This is a genomic window from Flammeovirga sp. SJP92 (genome assembly GCF_001583495.1).
GTDB lineage: Bacteria > Bacteroidota > Bacteroidia > Cytophagales > Flammeovirgaceae > Flammeovirga.
In genome coordinates, this window is record NZ_LQAQ01000123.1 from 62,110 (window position 1) to 88,023 (window position 25,914).

The following is a 25,914-nucleotide window of genomic DNA, read 5'->3' on the forward strand; positions in this document are numbered from 1 at the left end:
ATGACGATAAGGTGAAGATGACTTTTTTATGAATAATACAATCTGAGACTACTTCAAAATCAATTTCTGAGTCTTATTGTAATCTCCTCTTTTTTGTACAAACTCCTCCATCAACTGCTTTACCAATTCAGGGTTTTGAGAAGCAATGTCATTTTGCTGGAAAGGATCTTCCTTCAGGTTATAAAGTGAAATTTCCTCGTTATTACCCAGCTCAATATTGACTTTCTTGTTAATCTTGGGCCCTTTGTAAGCTGGAATTAAAATATAATCACCTTTGCGGTAAGAAGTCCTTGTTGTTGCTTCAAGAATGATCGAAGACCTACCTTCTTTACTTTCTCCTAATAAAGCAGGAAGAACATCTTGAGAATCACCCGTTCTTTCTTCACTGCCTACTAGTGATGCTAATGAACTGAATAAATCCAATTGGCTCACTAGAGCATCAGATTTACCACTTTTGATTCTACCTTTCCAGTAAGTGATAAATGGAACGTGAGTACCGGCATCATATAAAGAGTATTTTCCACCTCGTAATCCACCGCTAGGGCTATGATCACCTAATAGTTCAACTGCTTTATCATAGTAACCGTCATTCAATACAGGTCCGTTGTCTGAAGAGAAAATGATCATTGTGTTTTCTTCAATACCAGCTTCGCGAAGCGTTTTCAATAGCTCACCTACACACCAATCGGCCTCCAAAATCACATCACCTCTAGGACCTTTACCTGATTTGCCTACAAAACGAGGGTGGGGTGTTCTAGGAACATGAGGTTGTTGCATGGTATAAGTCAAGAAGAACGGTTTGTCCTCTTTAGCTTTTGCTGTGATATATGATTTTACCTTGTTAAGGAAATGATCTGCCATATCCACATCATTCCATAGCGCCGCTTTTCCACCTTTCATATATCCAATTCTCGGAATACCGTTGACGATAGCTTGATTATGCCCATGATGCCATTTCATCTTCAACATCTCAGGGTTGTCAATGGCATTAGGCTCATCATCAAACTTTACATTATAATCAATTACAATAGGGTCATTTTTATCAAGGTTCACCACATCACCATCCTCAATATAAACAGTAGGTACACGATCTTGTGTAGCCGCCATGATATAGGAATAATCAAATCCGACCTCATTTGGTCCTGGTGAAATATGCTCGTTCCAGTTTTTGTCGGCTGTACCAAGTCCTAAGTGCCATTTACCGATAATGGCTGTTGAGTACCCGGCAGTTCTTAGCATTTTTGGAACAGTGGGTTGTTTCGTATCAATGATCAAAGGAGCGGTGCCTGGTAAAATCTTCAAGTTGTTTCTCCATGGGTAAGCACCCGTCAGTGCAGCGTATCTTGATGGTGTACAAGTGGCAGATGACGCATAGCCATTGGAGAAGTTAATACCATTGTTGGCTAAATAATCAATGTTAGGAGTTCTGAAACCTTTGGCTCCGTTGGCACTGAAATCACCATAGCCAAGATCATCTAAATACACGAAAATGATATTTGGTTTAGTTTCTTTCTGCGACTCGTTGTTTGCCGTGGTTTGCTTCTGACACCCCATCGTTGCAAGCAAACCTAAAATAGTAATAAATAAGCTGTATTTTTTCATTTCAAATAGTAAAAAAATAATAGTTCTTTTGAAGGAAGAAGACCTATTTTATGTAGATTATATCCACTGTCAACCTACCCATCAAAAGAATATAATACTTGATAAATAGTTCAAAAAGTAACACTTCAACTTGCTGTGCTACTGAATACATTGTAAACCAAATTAACGTTAACTCTGAAGCACTCGTTTACTTTTGTCTTAGTACTTATTTGGACATTATTGATACAAATGCTGACATTGTTTTCATTTTGTTCTCAACAAATTTAATGCTTTTGTCAAAGTAAAAACAGGTGTGTTTTGATCAAAAACAGCGACATTTTTCGTTATTCTCGCCTAATAGGACTTAAAATTACTCTTTTCCAAAGGCTTCTATTTTCAATCAAACGACACTTTCTAGTTTTCACACTTCAATATAATTTGACCTATTAGAACACTATGCGATTGTCAATACAGAAAATGTCTGTTTCCATAAATACTCTTATTCTGACAGTTTTTATGGTGCTTTTGAATCAAATATTTCGATATAAGTACTAAATCAAAAATAAATCATAGTTAATTCTATTTATTGTTTTTTTTGTATTTAAAAGGGAAGGATTTTCTTTTCGCTCTAAAATTGAATCATCCTAAATTATAGGTTCAGATTGAAAATGATGTGCTTATTGATGCATCTTCCATAAAAAAAACGTATTATGTAAGTCAGAAATGATTTGGTAATTTTTCTATCGTTAAGTACTAGGACAGAAGAAATGGAATAATAAATATACGTGCACCATGACTGAAGTCATGGGCAGGTGATACTGACTTCACCAACACTAAAGTGTTGCTTACGTTATCAACCTTCAAGACTTTAGTCTTGATTAGGTTGTCCTATCACCTGCCCATAGTTTTAACTATGGTGCAAGAAACACTCGTTTTCTTCTGTCCTAGTACTTAGAATCAGGACTTGTATCGTCGTCCTTTGATTAAAAAGTGTTTCAAACATGCTCTAAGAAAAGCTTAACAAGCAGGAATAATAAGAACTCTTCAAAATTAAATTATAAGCAAACCTTCTCTTCGAATCAAAACCAAATAGTATGAAAAAGATAATTACAACATTACTTATCAGTCTATTGTATTCAAACGTATTATCAGCACAAAACCGTCCGAATATAGTGTTTATTTTAGCACATGATTTAGGCTGGTCAGACACAAGTTGCTATGGAAGTACGTTTTACAAAACAAAGTATATCGATCAGTTAGCCGATTCAGGAATAAAGTATACAAGCGCTTATGCCAATTCACCTAATGGTACATCATCAAGGGCTTCAATCATCAGCGGTCAGGTAAATGCCAGAACAGGAATTTACAATGCAGTTGACGCAACACAGGGCCTGGCAAAATACAGATCAACCATTTCTCCAGCTAGTAAAAAGGAACTTCCATTAGATAAATTTACGCTGGGTAATGCCTTGCAATATGCGGGCTATTCTACTGCGTTTTTTGGGAAATGGAATGTAGGAGAAGCAAGAGGATATCGCTTTAATGAAAGAGGGTTTGAAGAAGGTTTTCAAATCAACAAATCTATCCAAAATGAGCATGGGAACTTAGCAACTTATCCATCGTTAGAGGCAATTGAAAGTGAGAGTGGCGTCCGCTATTTGAAGGAGCAAACCTACTTGTCAGATTTTATTACGGATAATGCTGTGTCTTATATTGAAAGACATGCAAAAGACCACAAACCCTTTTTTATGATGGTCTCACAGTTTTTTGTAAATGACTCTATTGAAGGGCCCGGGTCTTCTGTGGAAGAAGCAACAAAAAACTCAAAAATGAATCCAGATACTGAAATGACAGCCATGACGCTTAATTTGGACAAATGTGTACAGCTGATCACCAAAAAACTCAGAGAAAAAGGAGTTTTAGAGAATACATTGATTGTATTTATGTCAGCCAATGGAGGAGTTTCGAATCTATTAAAAGGAGGAAAAAATAATGTATACGAAGGAGGTATTCGTGTGCCGTTGATTGTCAGCTGGCCCAATAAAATCAGAAAAGGGCAGGTGTCAGAGGATTTGATTGTGGGGACGGATTTGTATCCTACATTTCTTGAGATAGCGGGCATCAATAGTGATCAATACCAAAAGCAGAAGGAATATATCTTAGATGGAGAGAGCTTTAAAAATCAATGGTTGAAAAGGAAGTCAATAAACCGAAAGAAGCCTGTGGTATTTCATTTTCCAGCGTATGTACCTCACCCCGAAGAAACAGCAGAAGGACAGTGGATAGCTTCACCCATGGCGGCCGTCAATGATGGAGAATTCAAATTAATCATCCATTTGACTTCCAACAAGAAAGAATTATACAAACGCTCTGATGACATTGGTGAATACAAAGATCTGTCGTTGAAATTTCCCGAAAAAGTGAAATCACTCACCAAAGTATATGATCATTGGGTAGAAGAAACAGGTGCTTTAAAACCTGTAAAAAGAGAGGCTGTAGGCTTAGGATGGGGGAAAAGGCAATTTCAAGAAAACAATGAAGACCTCAAAAAAATCTTAAATGATGTATCTCCAAACCAGGGCATTGTACTGATGGATTATGTAGTCACTAAAAAAGACCAGAATACAGCCAAAGCAGTGATCCATGAAATTCTATACGAGTTGAACGGAAAGCCCATCAATTCATTAAAAGATCTCGAAAAGGTTGTCAGCACTTTGAAAATAGGAGATGATGTAATTTATAAATACAGTTATTCAGGAAAACGAAAAAAAAGAACAATCAAAGTCACTGAGACCACCACTCATACTATCGATTTCCAATTGGACTCATGTACCGATACAAAATCAGTTTACAGCCGAAGTGCCATTGATTTCTAGAAAGTTACTTGTAGATGCTTACAAAACATCTTCTTAGGATGTGTAATTAGAAAGTCATTTAGGTGAGAGGAGTGAAATTTAGTTTTTGACTTCTAAGCCTAGAATTTTTTGCTTCGTTTTTTCATCCTTAGATTCAAAGTAGATGATAATTTAGTTTACAGTGTACCAAGACATAAAAATTCAACAAAATATCCCTAGAGAAAGGGGAGTTTACCACGGTCTGTCCCCTTACCATGTGACGGTCTGTCCCCTTACCATGTGACGGTCTGTCCCCTTACCATGTGACGGTCTGTCCCCTTACCATGTGACGGTCTGTCCCCTTACCATGTGACGGTCTGTCCCCTTACCATGTGACGGTCTGTCCCCTTACCATGTGACGGTCTGTCCCCTTATCACGTGACGGTCTGTCCTCTTACCATGTGACGGTCTGTCCCCTTACCGTGTGACGGTCTGTCCCCTTACCGTGTGACGGTCTGTCCCCTTACCATGTGACGGTCTATCACCTTACCGTGTGACGGTCTGTCCCCTTACCATGTGATGGTCTGTCCCCTTACCATGTGACGGTCTATCACCTTACCGTGTGACGGTCTGTCCCCTTACCATGTGACGGTCTATCACCTTACCACGTGACAGTCCATCACCTTTTTCAATAGCATTAAAAAAAAATCCCACTTCCAAGCAAAACCTGAAAGTGGGATTCTTATTTATACTTAAGAGATGTTTCAAACATGCTCTAAAATTGTTTACTGATAAATCACTTTTTTATTAGCCTTATCACCCATAGGAATATTTTCCCAAACAAAGTGACCATTGACGATAGGATAACCTGCTCTTACAATATCACTATTGCCATTACTTTGTATAGTATCCACAGTGAAGAAACCTAATTTCTTTGCAAAAAGAATATTGAATTCCTCTACCTCTCCAAGAGGTTTGAAAGTTCTTTCTCTTATTTCCAATTGCTTCCACTCCAAGTATTTTGGTAAAGTGTAATCATGGAATACCGTGCACTCACGAACAATACTAGGATTCAAGTTCTTCACTTTTTGAGTATAAGCCAATACTTGCGTCATGATATCACCATAATCATCAATATTGTCACCCAATTCCATAGACTGAAGCAAGTTCAGTATTAGCGTATTCTTGTAAGTTCTTTCTTTTGGCAACCAGCTTACATTGAAGATCAAGAACAAAATATCTGCCGTTAATCTTTTCTTGTAAGTCACAAGCTTCTCTGCCAATGCCTTGTCTTCATAAACCTTGACATTGTTGTTGGCCATCACTAAAAACTTGCCCACTGTTTTTGCCAAGAAGTTTTTCACTCCAAAAGGTTTTTGATCAATCTTGCCGTCTAGGAATACTTTTTTGTAGATTTCAATATCTTCATCGTATTCTTCAAGGTCATAGTTGATCAATAAAGATTCCATCAAAACAATTAAGTTCGTAAGGTCTTTAATTTCAACGTTACGCTCGTGTTCACTTGTGATAGATCTCTTCTTGAAATATGGATTTAATACAACATCAAACTGTTTGTTGATTCTATCCGAGATTTTCTGAAGAGAGGGCAGCAGATTGTTTTCAAAATCTCTGTAACCTTGTCCATAATCAAGTTGAGCATCTATTTTCGAAAGGAAACTCAAAATCTGATCATTTGGAGTTTCAGAATTTTCCAAACTACTAGAAACCTCTAGACTTTGAACATCATTCCAGTTGGATACCACAAATTCAAGTAAGGCATCTAAACCTTCTCTCGTTTCAAATTCTTCAGTTAAGTATTTTGTTAAATTAATATTCTTTCCCATTGAATTCTTTTGGAGCTATATTTTAATTAAAGCTAAATCTTTAATCTATTTCTCAATAAAAATAATTTTGAAAGCGCAATATAATCAGATTGTCACCAATAATCAGTAGAAGTAGAGAAACATTATAATTAATGTATCGTAATTCTTGAAAATGAAATTGGAAGCAGTGGCTTCTAGCGACAAAATGATTAAATAAACATCAATAACAAAGCGTAAAAGTAACGGGTTTTGTCTGTTAACTTTCATTCGAAATACATAATAATTATGATTGTACTATCTGACTAATTTTAAATGCTAAAAACTAAAAGTGAATTATGAAAATATATTTATGGTGCGAACAAAAAGAAGCCTCTATATCAGGAATATGGTAGGTGGATGTCGTATCTAATCATATGAAAAATCCTATACAATAAAGCTTTACTCTAACCTTGTGTCCAATGCAGCTTATTGGGGTAGTAGAGGTATCAAAGAAGGAACACATCAGGTCAGGTAGTCCATCACATTGAATGCATCTGAATTGACAAGTAGATTTTGCTTGATGCAAGTACATCCTCAAGAAGATGCAGGTGGACTGTGAGATAATATTACACTAAGTGCTAAGCAAAAAATAGATTGAGTTTAAAATAATTCTGCCATAGTACTTAGTATTTTCATCAGAATAAAAACAGTTGTGGAATACCTGCTTTCAACATTGAGAGTAGGTATTTTTTTCTTTTCAAAGAATTCTAGCACTGCTTTGTTTCTAGAAAAGAGAAAATGTGTTATCGGATGATGAACAATGTAGAGAGGATGTAAATCCGAATTCATTTTTAGTTTTTCTTAATTTAAAAATTCAAGTTGTAATGTGAACAAGGAAAATTGGAAATCCATTCTAAAACAGTATGCTTTGTTACATGGGGTTAACGTTTGATTTAGATGAGTTTGTAAGTGTCATATAATCAATGGTTAACTGTTTTAATGTATTCTTATTCACTTATAAATAATGATCAAGTGTTATAAGTTAAGAAATCAATTTGAATGAATACTCACTGTTAATAAATGGTTTTCTTTTCCGTAAGATGCAATTCATTTAAGTCATAATTGTTCATAAGACGTTCACTCTTTTTACAAAAAAACGTAACCTGATTTATACCCGAAATTAAAAATCTGTTCTTCAATTTTGCCCCCGTAATCAATCTAAACTAGACAAATGTATAAGTCTTTAATGCTGAGCTTTCTGTTCAATCTGACGATTTTTTCTGTATCAGCACAAACTATTAAAGGCACTATAACAGATAGTAGTGGAGAAGCACTGATAGGTGCATCTGTTGTAGTGGAAGGCACCACAAATGGTGCAATGGTAGGGCTAAATGGCACCTACATTATAAAAGGCGTAAGTGATGGTGCTGCTATCAATCTTAAGGCTTCGTTTATCGGTTTTAAGACACAAATTAAATCAGTGACTGTAAGTGGAGAGACAGTAGTTGATTTTGTGTTGAAAGACGATCATCAAGAATTGGATGAAGTAGAAATCAGAGCTTCAAGAGAACTGGACACTGATGCAAGTGCAAGAGCAACAGAACAACATTCGCCAATGGTATTGAATGTGGTTTCTGCTAGCACTATTGAACTTTCTCCGGACTTAAATGTGGCGGATGTGATGCAGAGAGTATCAGGTGTTTCATTAGAGCAAAGTAATTCAGGTGTAGGAAGTTATGCCATTGTGAGAGGTATGCCGAAAAGGTATTCTTACACTTTGGTCAATGGAGTGAAAATCCCTTCTCCTGATAATAAAAATAGATATGTACCGTTGGATATGTTTCCTTCTGAGTTGTTGGACCGTATTGAAGTGACAAAGGCATTAACACCTAGCATGGAAGGTGATGCAGTGGGTGGAGCGATGAACTTGATCATGAAAAATGCGAAAGATAACTTTAGTTTTAAGGTCAATGCATCGGGTGGTATGAACACATTATTTTCTGAAAATGGAGGCCAACCTTTCTTAACCTATGATCAATCAAAAACCAATTACGTTGCACCGCATAACCAAAACGTTGAAGGTTATGTAGCATCTTTCGACGATTTCACAACTGACAATTTAGTACCAACTCCAAAGTATAATCCTGTGGATTATAACCTTGGAGCCTCTGTAAGCAACCGTTTTTTAGGTGGTAAGCTAGGCGTTGTTTTGGCGGGTAGTTTACAAAAGCTTCATAGAGGATCAGACACGCACCTATATGATGTGGGCTACAACCAAATTACCAACCTAGTAGAACTTGAAACGTACGAGCACCGACAGTATTCTTCTGCCATGACAAGGGGCGGTGTGCACAACAAAATTGATTATGTTTTCAACAACAAAAACAGCATCAGCTTGTACAATGCATGGATCTACGAAAGAGAAGACCAAGTAAGAGAAACCGTCCGATATAGACTTTGGGATGGTGAGTATGACCCAGAAAGCAACAGCGGAACTGCTACTTTTGTAACTAGAATAAGAACGACAGAACAACAGATTTACAATTCAACATTACAGGGCCAGCATCAGATTTTGCCGGCTTGGAAAATGGATTGGTCAGCCGTTTATTCATTGGCAACAAGAAACCGTCCTGATCAAACTATTTTCACAAGAAATGCCGCCTATGTAAATGGTGTGCCAACGCAGGTAAGAGTAGAGGATTTTGGCGGGCAGTACAGAATCTGGGAAGATAATTCTGATAGAGACTACACGGGATATATCAATAATACTTTTGATCTGAACAATTTTGGTGAGTTGAAATTGGGTGGAATGTATAGAAACAAGGAAAGAACTAACAATTACATCCGTTACAATTTCAAACCACTGAACAATGAAACAAAAACAGGAGAAGACTGGAAGTATGATCAGGTAGATTGGTCATTATCCAACCCTAAGGGAGGAAAGACGAATCCGCTGAATTATGATGCACATGAGAATATCTTGGCTTATTACGCTGAGTATAAAATTGAGCCTTCAAAACGTACAGAAATTGTAGGTGGTGTACGTATGGAACACACCGATCAAGGTTATACGCTGAGGTTTCCAAGATATGATGATGAGCCAGAGGGGAAGCAAGAATACATGGATGTTTTACCGAGTTTACATTTCCGATATAAGTTGAATGCAAACTCAAACATCAGAGCTTCTTACTTCCGTTCTGTAATCAGACCAGGCTTCTTTGAAATTGTGCCTTACACGTTGGGTGAAGAAACAACTGACAGCGGTGCCGAGGAAAGAGGAAATCCAGATTTGAAACGTACAATTACAGATAATATCGATCTCCGTTATGAAGTTTTTCCTGGAACAAGAGACAACTTATTTATTGGAGCTTTCTATAAGAACATTCAAGACCCAATAGAAATGGGTGTGAAAACGGATGAAAGAGGAAAGACTTTCTTACAGCCCAACAACTATGGTACTGCGGTAAACTACGGTTTAGAAGTTGATGCCACAAAGTACTTCAGAAACTTTGGAATCAAGGCCAACTATACGTTTACGCAGTCAAGTATTACCACAACAAAAGTGGTATTTGTAAGAGAAGAGGATCAAAACAACAGATCACAAGAGATTGATCAAACTCGTCCACTGCAAGGACAATCAGCACACATCGGTAATATTTCATTATTATATAAAAACCAAAAACACGGTTTAGATGTACAGTTGGCTAATGTAATTACAGGCAAAAGAATTGATCAAGTGATAAGATATTATGAAAAGGACCTTTGGCAAGAAGCAAGGTGGCAAATGGACTTTTCAGTAGAAAAACATTTTGATTTTGGGTTGACACTCTTTGTGAAAGCAAGAAATATTTTAGACACACCATTTATTGTGTATGTCAATCAACCTGCAACAGAAAAGCAATCTAAATACCCAGCTCAGGGTAATCCGGGGGACAACTTAAAGGTGCGTGATGAACGTTACGGCCGTAATTTCCAGTTGGGCCTTAAATACAAATTATAATCTATTCGAAAACAATTTTTTAAGTTTAAAATGAAAACTTTCAACTCTTTACTTTTGAGAGGCTTACTAGTTCTTTCAACACTATTTGTAGTAGTATCTTGTTCAACTGAAGACGAAGTTACAGTAGTGACTCCTCCAGAAGATCTTGAAATTTCAAGTGTTTACACTATCTCAGAAGATGAGACTTGGGAAGCAGGTAGAACAGTAAACTTGGGTAACCACGTAGTGATCCAAAAAGGTGCTACTTTGACAATCGAGCCAGGTGTAAAAGTACTTGTTGACAAAAATACAGTTCCTGAATTTTTAATTGAAGGTAACTTACACGCTTTAGGTACTGCAGATGCTCCTATTTACTTCACTGTACCGGATGCTGATAGAACTGAAGCAAACATCTTCAACTTACAAGCTTGGGGTGGTTTTATCTGTACGGCTACTGCTGAGACTTTCGTATTGAACCATGTAGTAATGGAATTTGCAAACGGTATTTTGACAGATGAGCATATTTCTATCCAAAAAGATCTTGGTTTTGAAGTAGGTGAGCCTTCTTATGGTTTCTATTCTGAAAACTCAGAAACAAAAGTAGTAGTTCACAACTCTGTAATTGCTTATATGGTAGATGACGCATTCCGTCCAGAGGGAGGTCAAATTTCTTTCTACAACAACGTGTTTGCATTTATCGGTGCAACAGGTGGTGAAGCTTTAAACATCAAAGCAGGCACTACAGGTGATGTAGCTTACAACCTTTTCTACCACATTGCTACAAACGGTCCAAAGTGGTCAAACAAAAACGGTGAAGCAGTTCAGACAAACATCAATGCTTACAATAACACTATCGTATCAAGCGGTTGGAGAAGAAGCAAGTCAGGCCGTGGTGGTTCTGTAAACGTAGAAGAAGGAGCGAAAGGTAAAATTCATAACAACGTGATTGTAAACTGCCGTTATGGTGTACGTATTGTAGGTGATGCTGAAACAGGTGAGACAAACGTAGACTTAGCAAACACTACTATCGGAAACCAATTCTACTATGGTTACAATGATATCATCAAAAATGAATTTGCACCAAGCAACGGTGTTTTAAAAGAAGTTTCAACTTCATCAATCACTTCAGGTAAGCCAGGTTTCGTTAACTTTGATGTAGATGCTTTCTCTATCTCAGCAATTGAGGGTGAAGAGGCATTCTATACTCCAAGCGAAAACGTGAAGTTTGACGACTGGAAACAATATGATTTCCACTTATCTTCAGGTTCTCAACTATTAGGAAAAGGTAGTGACCAAATCACTCCAATGAATAGTTTCTCAATTGGAGGACAAACATTCTCAGTTCCTGCATCATCAGATTACATCGGTGCATTTGGCACGAAGTAATTTTTAGAGAAGTACTAAGTCAAAAATAAATCATAATTAATTTTGAATTTGTACTTAAAAGTAGTTCCAGAAGGAATAAAGTGACCTAAGTTTCCCCTTAACACACTTTATTCCTTCTTTCCTATTTACATAAAATCTTACTACTCGTTTATACTAAATTAAGCTTTCGAATATTTTTAGTATTCTAAGTCTATTTTTTCTTCGTTATTTCAGCAATGGAAAAAATGAAGAAGAAGGAAGCTTATCATCTGGTTTACGTGATAGTAAGAATATAAATTATACCTGTTTTAATATTCTAAACGAATGAAACATCTTTTACTCCTCTTCCTTCCCCTATTCTTTTTTTCTTGTGAAGTTTCTGACAACACCATTGTTGAAATACCAGAACACACTTTTACTTTTGATGAGGAATTTCCACTCACTGTTTTGCCTACTGATGAAGACCTAAAAAACTCATCGTCGATTTATTATGAAAATGTAAATAATATCATTGATGCTACTCCCGCTGGAGAGACAATTCATATCAATCTATTTAAATTCTCTTATGGTTCAATCAGGGATCATTTAATGGAAGCTGTAAGAAGGGGAGTAGAAGTACATGTGATGTTGGATATTGATGCTGTCAATAATTATACATCAAAAGTGTTGGAAGACAGTGCCACTACTTTTGTACGCTATGTCAACTACCTTTCTGCAAAAGCCATCAATCACAACAAATACCTCTTAAGTTCAGGAATTAAAACTTCGGAATCAATCAGGAAAAATATTGTATTACAAACAAGCTATAACTTCACTTCCAACGATAATTCAAAATACCAAGATATGGTGATGCTTGCCGATGAGGAACTTTACAATGCTTTTGTGAGCAATTATGAAAAGATGGAAGTGGCACATGCTGAAAAGAAATTGAGAGACTGGACTTTTGAATGGGAGCAATACGGACAAGCCACTGTGGGGTTCTTACCTAAAATTACTGGAGGTGACATTGCAGTAGATATTTTTTCAGGTGTAAGCAGTACCGCCGTCGTGACCATCATGAATTCAAAATGGGAAGACGATCGACCAACCTTAAAGTCAACGCTACAAGGATTGTTGGATCAAGGGACGAAAATAAATATTATGGCACCTCCCTCAAGAACAGATAATTTGGACGTTTCTTGGGAAAACACCCTTAACGAGTGGAACGAGAATTATGAAAATTGCTCCGTAAAATGGATCAGTGAAAGGTCAATCCATAATAAGACCATCTTAATAGAAGATGGAGAAAATAGTGCAGTTTGGACAGGAGCCCACAACTTCAGGCAAAGGTCTTTGCGATACAATAATGAAGTGATATTAAAACTACAGCATGCTTCAATTATTTCCGATTATAAGGTTTGGCTGGAGACGATTTTTGAACAATACTAAAGAAGTAGGATTGTAAGTGTGGCTTTAGAACATGTTTGAAACATCTCTTTTAGTTAAAAATCATCCACCTTAAAAAGGTGTTTAAATTTTTATTAAAAGTTGACGAAAATTTAGTTTATATTGTGTTATATTTCACTTTTCAATAAAGTGATTAAAGATAGATGAACCCACCAAAATAGCTTTGCTAACGGACATTAAATTGAATAATTTTTATATTAAAATTAATGAATGAATAATCATCAAAAGTTGCTTTTTCATTAAAATCTATTAAAATTAATGTTATTGTAAGTTAACGTTACTAGAGCTTGAAGGATTCATTAACACAGTTGATTTATATAGTGTATAAGGTACGGTTAATTAAAAACACCTGAACAGCACCCTTTTAAAAAAAAACGGAATTATTTTAATGTAGTATTTACATTTAATTACTTTTAATAGATAATATTATATAATTGACATTTAATTTTTAATCATCCACTTTGCTTTCATAAACCAATAGATCTTTACTTAGGAAGCTCCTAAATGAAGCTTCTATTCGCCACTATCAATCAATCTGATGAAAGCACTAAAATCTTTAATAATATTCATGCTATTGACACTGCAATATGTCAATGCACAAACGATTCCATTAAATCCTGCAGTTAAGAAAAAACAGTTAGAGAATGGGTTCACGTATTACATTCAAAAAAATCAAACTCCTTCAAAAGAAGTACAATTTCGCTTGATTTTGAATGTTGGGTCAATCCTTGAAGACGAGGATCAAAGAGGTTTTGCTCACTTCCTTGAACACATGGCTTTTAATGGCAGTAAACATTTTCCTAAAGATGCGTTGATTGATTATTTTCAGAGTATAGGCGTAGAATTTGGTGGTGATATTAATGCATATACTGGATATGATGAAACGGTTTATATGCTTCCTGTTCCTAATAATGAGAAAGAGACATTGGATAATGCATTCCTCTTTTTCTCTGATATTCTAAGCGGATTGACGTTGGATAAAGAAGATATTGATGCAGAAAGAGGAATTATTCATGAAGAGTGGAGAACAACGACAGGCTTATCTGATCGCTTGAGAGATGATATGTACCCTTTACTGTATTACAATTCTAGGTACAAAAACAGATTGCCTATTGGTTTGATGAATGAAGTGGTATTAAATAAGGGAAATGAAGAGGCATTACGCCGTTATTACAAAGATTGGTATCGCCCTGATTTAGCCACACTTTTAGTGATTGGTGATATTGATGAAAAGGAGATTGAAGATAGAATTAAAGCATCTTTTTCAAACATTGAAAACCCAGAAAATAAGAGAGAAAGAATTTATTATACAATTGAGAATCACGATCAGACCTTAATCAAGAATATTCAAGACGAGGAAATTACGTCCACTTCTGTCAAAATCATTACAAAAATTCCAAAGCATAAAGAAGAGACACTGAAAGATCTGAAAAGAAGTGTTGCCAACATTTTGTATACATATTTGGTCAATGAGCGTCTTTCTGAGGTTTCAAAGCAAAAAGGAGCCGCATTTATGTATGCTCAGTCATATGCTCAAGGAGGTTCTGGTGACAAGGGAAGATATGTTTCTACTGCTTCTGTGAAAACAGGACAGGTAATTAATGGCATTGAGGCTTTACAAAGAGAATTATACAGAATTAAAAAATACGGTTTCACAGAGGCTGAATTCAATAGAAAGAAAAGTATCTTTGAGAAAGACGTGAAAACGAGTATTCTGGAGCAAAGTACGTTAACTTCTGCCCAATATATCAACATGTTGCAGAGTCATGTGATTTATGGAGAGGAATATACTTCTTCGGAATTTAAAAATGATTTCTTATTGGATGTTATTGGTGAAATTTCGTTAGAAGATATTCAGGAACTGACAGATGAGTACATCAATGACAGTGAGAAGAACAGAGTAGTTTTTGTAACAGCTCCTGCCGTTGAAAAAATTCCTTCGGAAGATGAAGTTTTAAAGGCCATTAATAATATCGATTATGAGGCAATTAAGCCTTTTGCAAGCGATGAAATTGATGCTCCTCTGCTGGCAGTGTTACCACAAAAAGGTACACTTCAAAAAGAAGAAACAGATGAAGTTTTAGGAACAACAACTTTACATTATCAGAATGGTGTAAAAGTAATCTTAAAGCCAACAACTTATAAGAAAGATGAAATAAGGTTTGTGGGCAGAAGAAATGGCGGTTACTCGTTAGCCTCTGATGAGGAGTTTAATAATGCTTCTATGGCCAATACCTTAGTGGAATTGGGCGGTTTAGGAGATTTTGACCAGCAACAACTAGAGAAAATTGTTGGTGATAAACGTGTGGCACTGAGTTCATTTATCCATCGATATACTGAAGGAGTGAGCGGTTTTTCTAATGTTGAAGATTTGGAAACACTCCTGCAGTTGAACTACCTTACATTTATTGCACCAAGAAAAGATAAGGATCAAGTGGAGCGTTTTATTGAAAACAAGAAGGAATTCAATAAAAACAGCATGAATGATCCAGAGACTTATTTTGCGGATGAGATTAATAAAGTAATGATGAATAACAGTCCCAGGACTGCGACTTTATTGACGCCTGAACAATTAGACAATTTAAGTTTAGACAAAGCTTTTGACTTTTACACTTCAAGATTTGGAGGAGCCAATGGTATGACATTTATGATGGTGGGCAGTTTTGAGGTGGACAGCTTAAAACCACTTTTGGATCAGTATATTGGAAGTCTTCCATCAAAAACTATTGAAAAGAGGTATAAAGATCATGGTATCCGACCTCCAGTAGGTAAAAGTATTGTGGTAGATAAAAATACAGCGGATAAAACAAAAGTGATTTTACGTTTCACTGGAAAATACCCTTCTACTCAAAAAGAGCGTATTGCAATACAATTATTAAGTGATATCACAACTATTCGTCTTACAAAAGTAATACGTGAAGAAATGGGTGGTGCTTATGCTCCTTTTGCTTCTGCTTATGTTGAAAATATCCCTTACAATCACTATCAATTTAATATCGTTTTTACCACTTCACCTGATCAGGCAGAGGAATTAAGAAAAGTAGCTTTGTCTGTAGTTAATGAGTTGAAAAAGGAGATAAAAGCGGAGGATATCGATAAAGTCAAAAAAGCGTTGCTGAATCATCGTGATAAAGCATTGGAAAATAATGGTTACTGGTTAAAATTACTATCAAACTACAATAGAAGAGGGGAGGGAAGTAAGCAATTTGAGAATTATACAGAAGATGTAAAGAAGATTAATTCCAAGAAACTTCAATCCACTGCAAAAAAATATCTTAAAGAAGGCGAAGTTCTGACTTTCATGCTTAGCCCTCAGAAATAATCTGACTTATGAATATAGCTGGCAAACATAGTATCTATAGACTTATCATGTCTATAGGGTTGGCTTTTGTTGCTCATTTTGCCCTGGCACAGCAACAAGTTACCGTAAAAGGAATGGTAACAGATGCCGACAATGGTGAACCTTTAATTGGTGTCACAGTAATTATTGATGGAACAACATCGGGTGTTGTAACCGATTATGACGGACACTATACCTTTGGTGGTTTGAGTAAAAGTACAACTTTGATTTTTAGCTACGTTGGGTACGGTGAACAGACTGTTACTGTAGGTAATAAATCCATTATAGACGTACAACTCAGAGTAGCAGTAGAGAATTTGGAAACTGTGACGGTATTCGGCGAAAGCCAAAAAGATATGCGTTCGGTGACAGGCTCTGTCAGTAAAGTAGACACCAAAGTATTTACAACAGGTACACCTGCGGGTTCTTTTGATCAACTACTTCAAGGTCAAGTGGCCGGTTTAGCTGTACAAGCCAATGGTAATCCAGGCGAAGCTTCTCAAATTAGAATACGAGGTAACAACTCGTTAGGCGTGAGAGAGAGAGTTTCAACAGATGAAGAATTGTCCACCTTCAATCTAGCCAACGAGCCGTTGTATATCATGAATGGAATTCCTATTTCTTCTGCTGTATTTGCAACAATCAACCCTGACGATATTGTGGATATTAAGGTCTTGAAGGATGGTTTGTCTACAGTGGAATACGGTACACGTGGTGCTAACGGTGTCATTGAAATTAAAACCAAAAGAGGTATTGTTGGTAAAACAACTTACAATGTCAGGTACCAGCACACAGTGAGACCTATTGGTGATTTAGGTGGTATTTCTTTAATGAAATCTCCTGAGAAATTGGCTTTGGAAAGAGAACTCGGAATCACAAATGGATTGGGTTATGTGTATTCTCCAAGGCCGGGTGATCTTAAACCAGTATTGGATTTTAAAGCTGAAAAATATGCGGAGTTAGAAGGTATCAATACGGATTGGTACAGAGAGCTTTCTCAAGTGGGTGAAGTGAAGGATTTGCAAATGAGTATCTCTGGAGGAGTAGCAGATACAAGGTATTTTATTTCTGCCAATTACTATGATGAAGACGGTAGTTACAAGAATTCTTGGGCGAAACGTTTTGCTACTCGTTTCAGTTTAGATCACAATATCAATAACCGATTGTCTGTTGGTTTTGATGCCTCAATTGCTCGAAGCCAACGTTCAAAGTCTTTGACAAGCCCAGAAAGGTTGATTTATACATTACAGCCTTATGAAACGGTCAATGATACGTCTTTTATATCAAGAAAAACAAATATTGGTGGTGTCAACTTTGAGAATCCTTTTGATGAACTATACAATAACTACAGCGAGAACACCACTTGGAGGTTGAACATCAACCCTAAAATTACATACAAAGTAACGAATGATATTAACGTTCGTGCCGAGTATGGAATAGCTTATTCTGAGGCTGAAAATATCAGTGTTAGTTTAGCAAATCCTGATGGTGTGAATATAACGCAAACGGGTGGTCAGGTATCGAAAGGTGAGTCGAAAGGATTGACAAATCGATTGAACCTAAGTGCTGATTTTATGAAAATGTTTGGCGATCATTTCGTTACTCTTGTTGGAGGAACAGAATATGTCAATAATAATAACTGGGGTTTTGGTTATAGAGCTATTGGTATATCACCGAAAGTAGATCCTACTATTGGTGCCAATCCACAGGCAACGATCAGCAATTCCAAATACAATGATGCATTACTTGGTTTCTACAGCCGTTTATCATACAGTTATAAGTCAAAATATGACTTTACAGGTTCGGTAAGGTTTGATGGTTCATCTATTCTGCCCGTAGATAGGCAATTTGTAGCCGCTTATGGTGCAGGTGTAGCTTGGGATATTAAAGCAGAGGATTTTATGGCCTCTAAATCAAAAATTGATAAGTTGAAATGGAGAATTTCGTATGGCCTGAATTATAATTCAGGAGGTATCCGCCAAACTTTAGGAATGCCATTTTATGACTTTACAGGTACTGCAACATACAGAGGTGAAAGGGTTATCAACTTAGTTGAGTTCTACAATCCTGATTTGAAATTTGAAAAAACAAAACAGTGGTCAACAGCCATAGATTTTGGTGTAATGGATCACAGATTGTATGGTACACTTGAAGCTTATATTAAAAATACAGATGATCTACTGTCAACAATCAGCATACCAGCAAGTAATGGTTATACAAGTTTACTTCAAAATATTGGTGCCTTACAAAACAAGGGTATTGAATTGACATTGAGTGGAGTACCCATTAGAACCGATCATTTTCGTTGGACATCAAGACTAAATTTAGCATACAACACAAACAGAATCACCGACTTGTATGGTCAAGATGAAATAAGAGTAGGTTCTGAAGGTTATTTTAAAGTAGGAGAACCGATTAACTCAGCATTTGTGAGGCACTGGGCAGGGGTAAACCCTGTAAATGGTCAGCCGATTTATTATTCTCGTTCTGGAGAATTAGTAACAGGAGGTAATGCTCCCCAAATGATTGGTTTCGGTACTTTTGATCATCCATATACCGGCGGTTTCACAAACATATTGAATTATAAAAACCTTGAGGTTTCTATGTTGCTTACTTACGCGTTTGGAGGAGTAAACAACAATAACCTCAAAAGCACCATGATTCAGAATTCAAAAAATGGTGAAGTGCCATTTGAAGGTTTCTATGATGAGATTTGGTTGGCTCCTGGAGACCGTAAACCTTTCCCATACCCTAAGTTCTTTTCTGACAATACAGCCAATTCCTTATTCTTAGAAGATGCAAGTTATGTGAGAATTAAAAACATTACGGTAAGATACAATCTAAAACGATACCTGAGGTTGAAGCATGTAGAGAACTTTATGATCACAGCACAAGCCAACAACCTTTATACTTTCACAAAGTACCAAGGAATTGATCCTGAGGTCACAGGTATTGGTCAGCCTTTATTACAGTCTTATACTCTTGGTGTTGATGTTACTTTTTAAATAATAAGTTCATGAAAAAATTAATAGTATTCATCTTTATTTCTGTGGGTCTTTCAGGGTGTGCATTAATTAATATTGATCCAGTTGATGTCGTTTCTTCTGAAAAAGCATTTGATAATGTAACTTATTATCAACAGGCTTTGAATAAGGTGTATTTTGATTTAACAGTTCCTCTAAATAATATTTCATCTACTGATTATGCTACCGATGATTTCACAAATGTGATAGAAGGGTATGAGCAGATGAATTATTTTATTTACCTGTGGGATTATCAGGCAAGACCTCAACCTTCTTTATGGGTTCAACAATATGCATTGATTGCTGCCACCAATGTGGTCATTGATAATTATGATATCGTTCCTGTTCAAAATGTAAATGAAAAGATTTTAAAAGATGAAATTTATGCTCAGGCATTGGCATTGAGAGCGTGGTTTTTCTTTAATCTTACCACAATTTATGCACCACATTATGATGGGTCAAATGGGAATGAATTAGCCATTCCATTGAAATTGAAATTAGATAGAGAATATTTACCTCAATCAACATTAGCGGAAGTATTCAATCAAATTGAAAAGGATCTTAATGAAGCAGAAGAAAAGCTTAAAAACAGTTCTTCTGAAATGAGCTATTTTGCTTTTCGTACTGTTGCAATTAAAGCATTAAGAGCGAGAATAGCTTTATACAAAGGTGATTTGGAAACAGCAAGAGACTATTCAAGCTATTTTATAAATATAGATTTATTGAATGCTGATGATTATTGGATGCTTTGGGGTGATCAATACGGTTTCAAAAATACGGAAGTGATTTTTATGACCGACAACCTTTCAGACACTGATCAAGGCCCATTATTGGATTATCATAATCAATATGAGACCAATAATGTATCATTGGAGTTGAATTTTTATAATAGTTTGGATGATTCAGATGTTAGAAAGGGAACACAATATATTGATAGGTCAACAAAACGTCCTCTTAAATATTTGTATTTAGAAGATGAAAATAATGCTGAAGAAACAAGGATGCTTTACTACAAACACTTCAGAACAGCAGAGCAATACCTTATATATGCAGAAGCAGCATTGGAAAGCAATCCTGATAAAGCATTGGAAGCCCTTAATACAGTAAGAATAGCAAGAGGCATTGATCCATTAAATACCTTAACCTTAGAATCCATTTTATTGGAAAGGAGAAAAGAACTGTTCCAAGAAGGAAATCGATTCTATGATCTAAAACGTCTTTCAAAGAAATTAGGAATTGTGGTTACAAGACCAAATGGAAATCAACTTGTGCCAGGAGACGACAGGTATACGTTTGATATACCTATTGAAGAAACAAATGCCAACCCTTATATCAATTAGTATCATGAAATACCTATACATCAGCTTGATAGCCATACTCTTTTACTCTTGTAATGACAAGGTATCTCAAGATAAATTTTACACAGGCAATCCATTTGTAAGCTTAAGTGATGATCAGGTAATGTTGACTTTATCTAAAGACACTACTAATGAAATCAGGCTGGAGCATTTGGACAGCATCTCTATCAGTACCCCAATTGATAAACCTTTGACGGTATTGCTTAAAGTAGATTCAACAAGTACGGGTGCTTATGGGGTAGACTATTCAGTTCAAACGGATGTGCAAATAGCCGCAGGAGCAAGTTATGGTTATTATAAAGTCACTGCAAATGCCATTGATCCAAGTATGATTACACGTACTCAGCTTGTCATTTACATTGAGAGCTGTGATCAACCTAATGTTATTCCAGGAATGATGGGTATCAAGAAAGAAAATGAAGACAGACGTCCTCGTCTGAAAACATACCTGTTTAAATATTAATTCAATTAAATTCATCAAAAAAATGAGAAAACTTAATTTATTATCATTATTGATGGCAGGCTTTTTAGCACTGTCAGTATTCTCTTGTTCAAGTGAAGAAGACGAAGTGACACCACCACCAACACAAGAAGAATTACAAGAGCAAACAAGAATTGCTTTGGCTGCAACTTCAGATTCGATTTTCAATGCTGTAGTAGAAAGCGATTGGAAATTAGTAGAGTTCGTGCCTTCAGCTGAAATGTTAGCGGCTAAAGATGGAGATCAAATTGGTCCAAATACATTTGCAAACACAAAAATTTTAAGAGCAACAGCTGCAGAACCTTTTGACATGACAATGTCTTTCAATAAAGAAGGTGATGTATACGCTATCTCAGTGGATATTCCTGCTGAAGGAGATGACTTATACGACTTAGTGCTAAACTACCAAAACACATTATATCCTGATTTTGCAGATTGGGGAATTTTAGTTTTCCCTCAAACGGAATTAGTAGCAGAAGTGAAAGAAGTATTAGCAGGTTCTTTTGCGAAAGATGACGTTGAGGTTGGTGATACATCTGATCCTGATACTGGAGAAATCACAATTGATGTAAAACAATATGATGTTACAAACTTATCGTATGAAGATATGCTTTTAAATTACACAAAAGTGATTGAAGGTAACAGTGATAGAGTATTCTTCATTGAAGAAGGTCAGTTGATCATGGAAACAACAGATAACATTTACGGTACTGGTACATCTCACTATGTATTCAAAAAAGCTGAATAATTAGATTAGAGATATTGAAAATTGACAGAGGAAGCACCTTTTTAATAGAAAGGTGCTTTTTTATTGCTATTGTAAAGTCCTAAAATAACGATACACTAAAACAATCGTTATTATGGAAGACAATAAAAGTCAATATGTTAAAAGAACTCAGAAGGATTATTCAATGTCCTTAAAACTTCAAATTGTCTCAGAAGTTGAAAGTGGTCAATTAAGTTTAAAAGGAGCTACACGTAAATATGGAATACAGGGAGATAGAACAGTAAAGGTTTGGTTACAAAAATATGGTAACTTTGACTGGAACCATAAAGTCAGTACCATGAAGAAGAAAACACCTGAACAAGAACTGTTAGAGCTCAAACTGGAATTGGAAACCGCCAAAAAGAAAATCAATAGATTAGAAGCAGAAGCTGAGAAAGCAGATCATAAGGCCATCATTTTCGATATGATGATTGACCTGGCCGAAAAAGAGTATAAAATTGACATAAGAAAAAACTCTTCACCCAAGTAGTTGATGATTTCAGAAATGGATATTCTATAAGTATTGAATATTCAAGTCAGTTACTTGGGAAAGATCGTCAAGTGTACTACCGCTCCATCCATCGTAAGAAGAAAGATCTGGAAATTTCTGAGCAAGTAGTAGCACTAATACAAAACGAGAGGATAAAACTTCCTAATAGTGGGCATAGGATGCTGTATTCACTACTCTATCCTCAATTAAAGTCTTTAGGTGTAGGTCGTGATAAGCTACTTCAAATTATGAAAGCTAACCACTTAGAAATACAAGCTAAGAGAGCTTATCATGTCACAACTGATTCAGACCATAGATTTAAAACTTATCCAGATTTGGTAGATGGTCTTGAGATAAATAGACCTGAACAGGTTGTAGTAGCAGATATTACTTATGTAGGAACAAGAGACAACCCTTGGTATTTGGCATTAGTAACGGATGCCTATTCAAAGAAGATAATGGGTTACGACTTATCTAGGTCTTTAGATAAAGAGGGAGTAATTAGAGCCTTGAAAATGGCGATAAAACAACGTGAATATAAAGGAGAAACATTGATACATCATTCTGATAGAGGAGTCCAATATTGTAGTAAAGCCTATCAGAAGTTACTTAGGAAATCGAAAATCATAACAAGTATGACAGAAACTTATGATCCGTATAAAAATGCTATTGCAGAACGCATTAACAGAACAATAAAGCATGACTTTAACTTAAGTAAATATGTCAGTTATGAAATCGTATTTGAAGCCTATTTAAAAGAATGTATAAAAACATATAACTTTATAAGACCACACATGTCATGTTATATGAGAACTCCTATTCAGATGCATAAAACAAGAGGTAAGAAACGAAGGACTTATCGGACAGTAAAAGTCACACAATAAGCCTCGAAATTTATTGAGGTGAAATTGACAGCGAAGCGAATCAATTTTGCATCAATAAATTTGAGGAACTCGCGGTAGCGAAATAAAAACTGAAGGCTACCTATAAAAAAGACCCAATAATTTTTAAATTATTGAGTCTTATATCAAAATTAATTCACTAAAAAACTGTATCGTTTTTTCAGGGCATTACATATTGTCTTCACAGCTCCAATTTCTTTACTTCGTTTTTATCATTAATAGATGATTGACGAAAGAGGAATAGAAGCAATAGAAAAGACTTTTAATAAGTAGTAATATGCAATGTATCATGAATGACCTCCATGCTCTTAATTTGCTTACTGTTCAATTTTTTCAAATCAATCACATTAAGGAGCTGATTATTATAATAATACGAACCCTTTTTTGTCCATATAATACTCGATAGGACAAGAGTTTGCTTATTTTTATCAATCACCTCCATATCAAAGGAGCTTTTATCAGTATAATGTGCACTGCTGTTACACCCTAATAGTACAAACAGAATAAAAAGAAGTAGATAGTTTTTCATAATTAGTTTCTTTAAGTCAGTCTACTTATTAGTCTTCATTTTTTAATTTTATAACCACAAAGAGGTGTTAAAAAATGCTAATTAATTAAATAACATAGAACAAAATAGAGAGTTTCTGATTTGATGAGGGTTGTCATCCTAAGATAATTGTATCACATATTATTTTCAGTGAATACATTTGGATTATTTAATGAAAAATGACGGTAAGCACCTAAAAAATGTAATTTTTCTACTTAAATATTAACTTATGTTTAAAAAACTACCCTTAAGGGTAGTACAGTTTTATGTAATGTTATCTATCTTTACTATTGTTAAAGAAGGATAGAGACTTTGTTTTTATTCATCTCATTGTTGAAATTTATTTAAAGTACACTAAGCATTTAAGCACTTTATTGATCGCTGCGATTCTTTACCTTCCAGCATGGTGATCGATAAAGTGCTCTTTTTTTTGTCCAATTTTTAATCTCTATTTTACTTCGGCTAAACGCTTTCCTACATTGGTATTCCAAGAGTAAATCTTTTTGATAGAAGGCATTCCCTTTAAAATCTCAAGTCCTTCATCACTGATATTAGTGGAATGAAGATTGATAACCTCTAAGTTTTGAAGCCCTTTTAAGGCCATTAAATCATTATCTTGAATTGATGTTTTACTTAAATTGAGTTTGACTAGATGAGTGTATTGCCCAATTTTCTTCAAATCTTCTCCATTGACTTCCTGTTCCTTTAAGTCTAGCCAAAGAATATTGTTTTTGATCGGTTCTAATGCTTGAATGTCTTGATGTATATCAATTTGTTTTGAAATAGAAACATCCAAAGCATTACTTCCCACTATTAGTTCTCTAATCTCAAAATGATTCTCTTTTAATTGAGTAATAATTGCCGGATCAATGGCTTCAAATGCATAGCTACTTTTACTCGCCTTGAACCCTAATCGTTGAAGTGCAATTTCCTCTAATTTTTCATCAGGTGACAAAGCCACTAGGGTAGTGTCAAAACTGCCCATTCCTTGATCGATCCAAAATGTAATCAATGCAATATCTTGATCAGAAAGAGGCTTTTTCCCTTCAGGAGGCATAATATCATCATGATGATGTGGTAAGGAAATTCGCTCTACAAAACTACTTTTACCAGAATTGCCAGCAACCACAAAAGTACCATTTTTACCACCTTTCAAAATAGAGGCTTTATTTGTCAGTGATAAGTTCCCTTTCTTTTTTTCTTCATTATGACAACTGATACATTTGGTTTCAAGAATAGGGTAAACCAAATCACCAAATACTTGAGCTTCTTCAATAGAAGTAATTTCAGGTCTTTCAAATTCGTTGGGATGTTCGTTGAATTTGATGGGTGCGTACTGTGTCAAATAAGTCGAGCCATGTGTGAGGTTACCGCCCATATGACCTGTTGCACTGAGTAATATAAAAAGTAAACCTAATGAAGGTTTATAAAATTGATTGTCTTTTTCTTTTAAAAAATAGGCTCCAAAAACCACCAATGTTGTGATAATTCCTAACCATTGATGTAGCTGAATACTTTCAAAATCGTAGTCACTTTCACCACTTCCAAGGAAATAACCTAAAACACATGTAATGATACCACTCACACCCCCCGAAAGTAAAATCAGTTTGACTACCTTTTTGGTGTGCTCTATTATTTTAAAATGCTCGGCGATTTCAATGATATAAACCATAAAGATAAAACCGATGGGAAGGTGTACCAATAGCGGGTGAAATCGACCTATAAAGAGAGAAAAATTTGAAAAATCCATTTCGTTGAATTTATAATTTACAATGAGAATCAAGAGGTATTGATTTGTGATAAAACTGAATATTGTTTTCTATAACCGTACATGTTTTTCAACTAGAAGTCGGAGACTTCTAATGATCTTTCAAGCACAAATGACGCTGTCGCTTAACATTTGCGCTAGGTCGTGGGAATCAGTACCACTGGCGCGGATGTTAAGCGATAGCGTCATCCGTGCCTACAGATCACTAGAAATCTCCTGATTTCTAAAAAAA

At 35.7% G+C, this 25,914-nt stretch carries 15 protein-coding genes; 11 read left to right on the forward strand and 4 right to left on the reverse strand.

Annotated features, from left to right (window positions below; all coding sequences use genetic code 11):
- Positions 1-48: 48 nt before the first annotated feature.
- Positions 49-1,602 (reverse strand): arylsulfatase, encoded by a 1,554-nt coding sequence (locus AVL50_RS32415; RefSeq protein ID WP_062622223.1) that lies wholly within the window; start codon positions 1,600-1,602, stop codon positions 49-51.
- A 1,073-nt stretch (positions 1,603-2,675) separates the two neighbouring features.
- On the opposite strand from AVL50_RS32415, the gene AVL50_RS32420 reads away from it, so the two are divergent.
- Positions 2,676-4,457: a sulfatase-like hydrolase/transferase gene (locus tag AVL50_RS32420; RefSeq protein WP_062622225.1), complete on the forward strand. Its 1,782-nt coding sequence runs from the start codon at positions 2,676-2,678 to the stop codon at positions 4,455-4,457.
- 743 nt (positions 4,458-5,200) lie between these two features.
- Here the strand turns inward: AVL50_RS32420 and AVL50_RS32425 are convergent.
- Entirely contained in the window at positions 5,201-6,259 is a 1,059-nt protein-coding gene (locus AVL50_RS32425; RefSeq protein WP_062622227.1) for a hypothetical protein, read from the reverse strand.
- Between the two features lie 1,189 nt (positions 6,260-7,448).
- On the opposite strand from AVL50_RS32425, the gene AVL50_RS32430 reads away from it, so the two are divergent.
- The 10 genes from AVL50_RS32430 (at position 7,449) to AVL50_RS32475 (ending at position 23,349) form a co-directional block, all read left to right on the forward strand.
- Entirely contained in the window at positions 7,449-10,217 is a 2,769-nt protein-coding gene (locus AVL50_RS32430; RefSeq protein WP_062622229.1) for a TonB-dependent receptor, read from the forward strand.
- Between the two features lie 30 nt (positions 10,218-10,247).
- A complete protein-coding gene (locus AVL50_RS32435; protein WP_062622231.1) occupies positions 10,248-11,582 on the forward strand; it encodes a hypothetical protein in 1,335 nt (444 codons plus the stop codon).
- Between the two features lie 303 nt (positions 11,583-11,885).
- Positions 11,886-12,989: a phosphatidylserine/phosphatidylglycerophosphate/cardiolipin synthase family protein gene (locus AVL50_RS32440; RefSeq protein ID WP_062622233.1), complete on the forward strand. Its 1,104-nt coding sequence runs from the start codon at positions 11,886-11,888 to the stop codon at positions 12,987-12,989.
- A 556-nt stretch (positions 12,990-13,545) separates the two neighbouring features.
- Positions 13,546-16,329 carry a pitrilysin family protein gene (locus AVL50_RS32445; protein ID WP_082796108.1) on the forward strand — a complete coding sequence of 928 codons (2,784 nt, stop codon included), beginning with the start codon at positions 13,546-13,548 and terminating at the stop codon, positions 16,327-16,329.
- Between the two features lie 8 nt (positions 16,330-16,337).
- Positions 16,338-19,352: a SusC/RagA family TonB-linked outer membrane protein gene (locus AVL50_RS32450; protein ID WP_082796109.1), complete on the forward strand. Its 3,015-nt coding sequence runs from the start codon at positions 16,338-16,340 to the stop codon at positions 19,350-19,352.
- 11 nt (positions 19,353-19,363) lie between these two features.
- On the forward strand, positions 19,364-20,710 hold the full coding sequence (locus AVL50_RS32455) for a RagB/SusD family nutrient uptake outer membrane protein (RefSeq protein WP_062622238.1): 1,347 nt from the start codon (positions 19,364-19,366) through the stop codon (positions 20,708-20,710).
- Positions 20,711-20,714: 4 nt separating this feature from the next.
- Positions 20,715-21,191, forward strand: coding sequence for a hypothetical protein (locus AVL50_RS32460; protein WP_062622240.1), 477 nt, complete (start codon positions 20,715-20,717; stop codon positions 21,189-21,191).
- 22 nt (positions 21,192-21,213) lie between these two features.
- Complete coding sequence (locus AVL50_RS32465) at positions 21,214-21,957, forward strand: hypothetical protein (protein ID WP_062622242.1); 744 nt, start codon at positions 21,214-21,216, stop codon at positions 21,955-21,957.
- A 112-nt stretch (positions 21,958-22,069) separates the two neighbouring features.
- Complete coding sequence (locus tag AVL50_RS33595; RefSeq protein ID WP_062617403.1) at positions 22,070-22,465, forward strand: transposase; 396 nt, start codon at positions 22,070-22,072, stop codon at positions 22,463-22,465.
- Between the two features lie 32 nt (positions 22,466-22,497).
- On the forward strand, positions 22,498-23,349 hold the full coding sequence (locus AVL50_RS32475) for an IS3 family transposase (RefSeq protein WP_062617404.1): 852 nt from the start codon (positions 22,498-22,500) through the stop codon (positions 23,347-23,349).
- Positions 23,350-23,629: 280 nt separating this feature from the next.
- Here the strand turns inward: AVL50_RS32475 and AVL50_RS32480 are convergent, their stop codons facing one another.
- Both AVL50_RS32480 and AVL50_RS32485 read right to left on the reverse strand, forming a co-directional pair.
- Positions 23,630-23,896: a hypothetical protein gene (locus AVL50_RS32480; RefSeq protein WP_062622244.1), complete on the reverse strand. Its 267-nt coding sequence runs from the start codon at positions 23,894-23,896 to the stop codon at positions 23,630-23,632.
- Between the two features lie 466 nt (positions 23,897-24,362).
- Positions 24,363-25,664 (reverse strand): c-type cytochrome domain-containing protein, encoded by a 1,302-nt coding sequence (locus AVL50_RS32485; RefSeq protein ID WP_063851054.1) that lies wholly within the window; start codon positions 25,662-25,664, stop codon positions 24,363-24,365.
- Positions 25,665-25,914 lie beyond the last annotated feature (250 nt).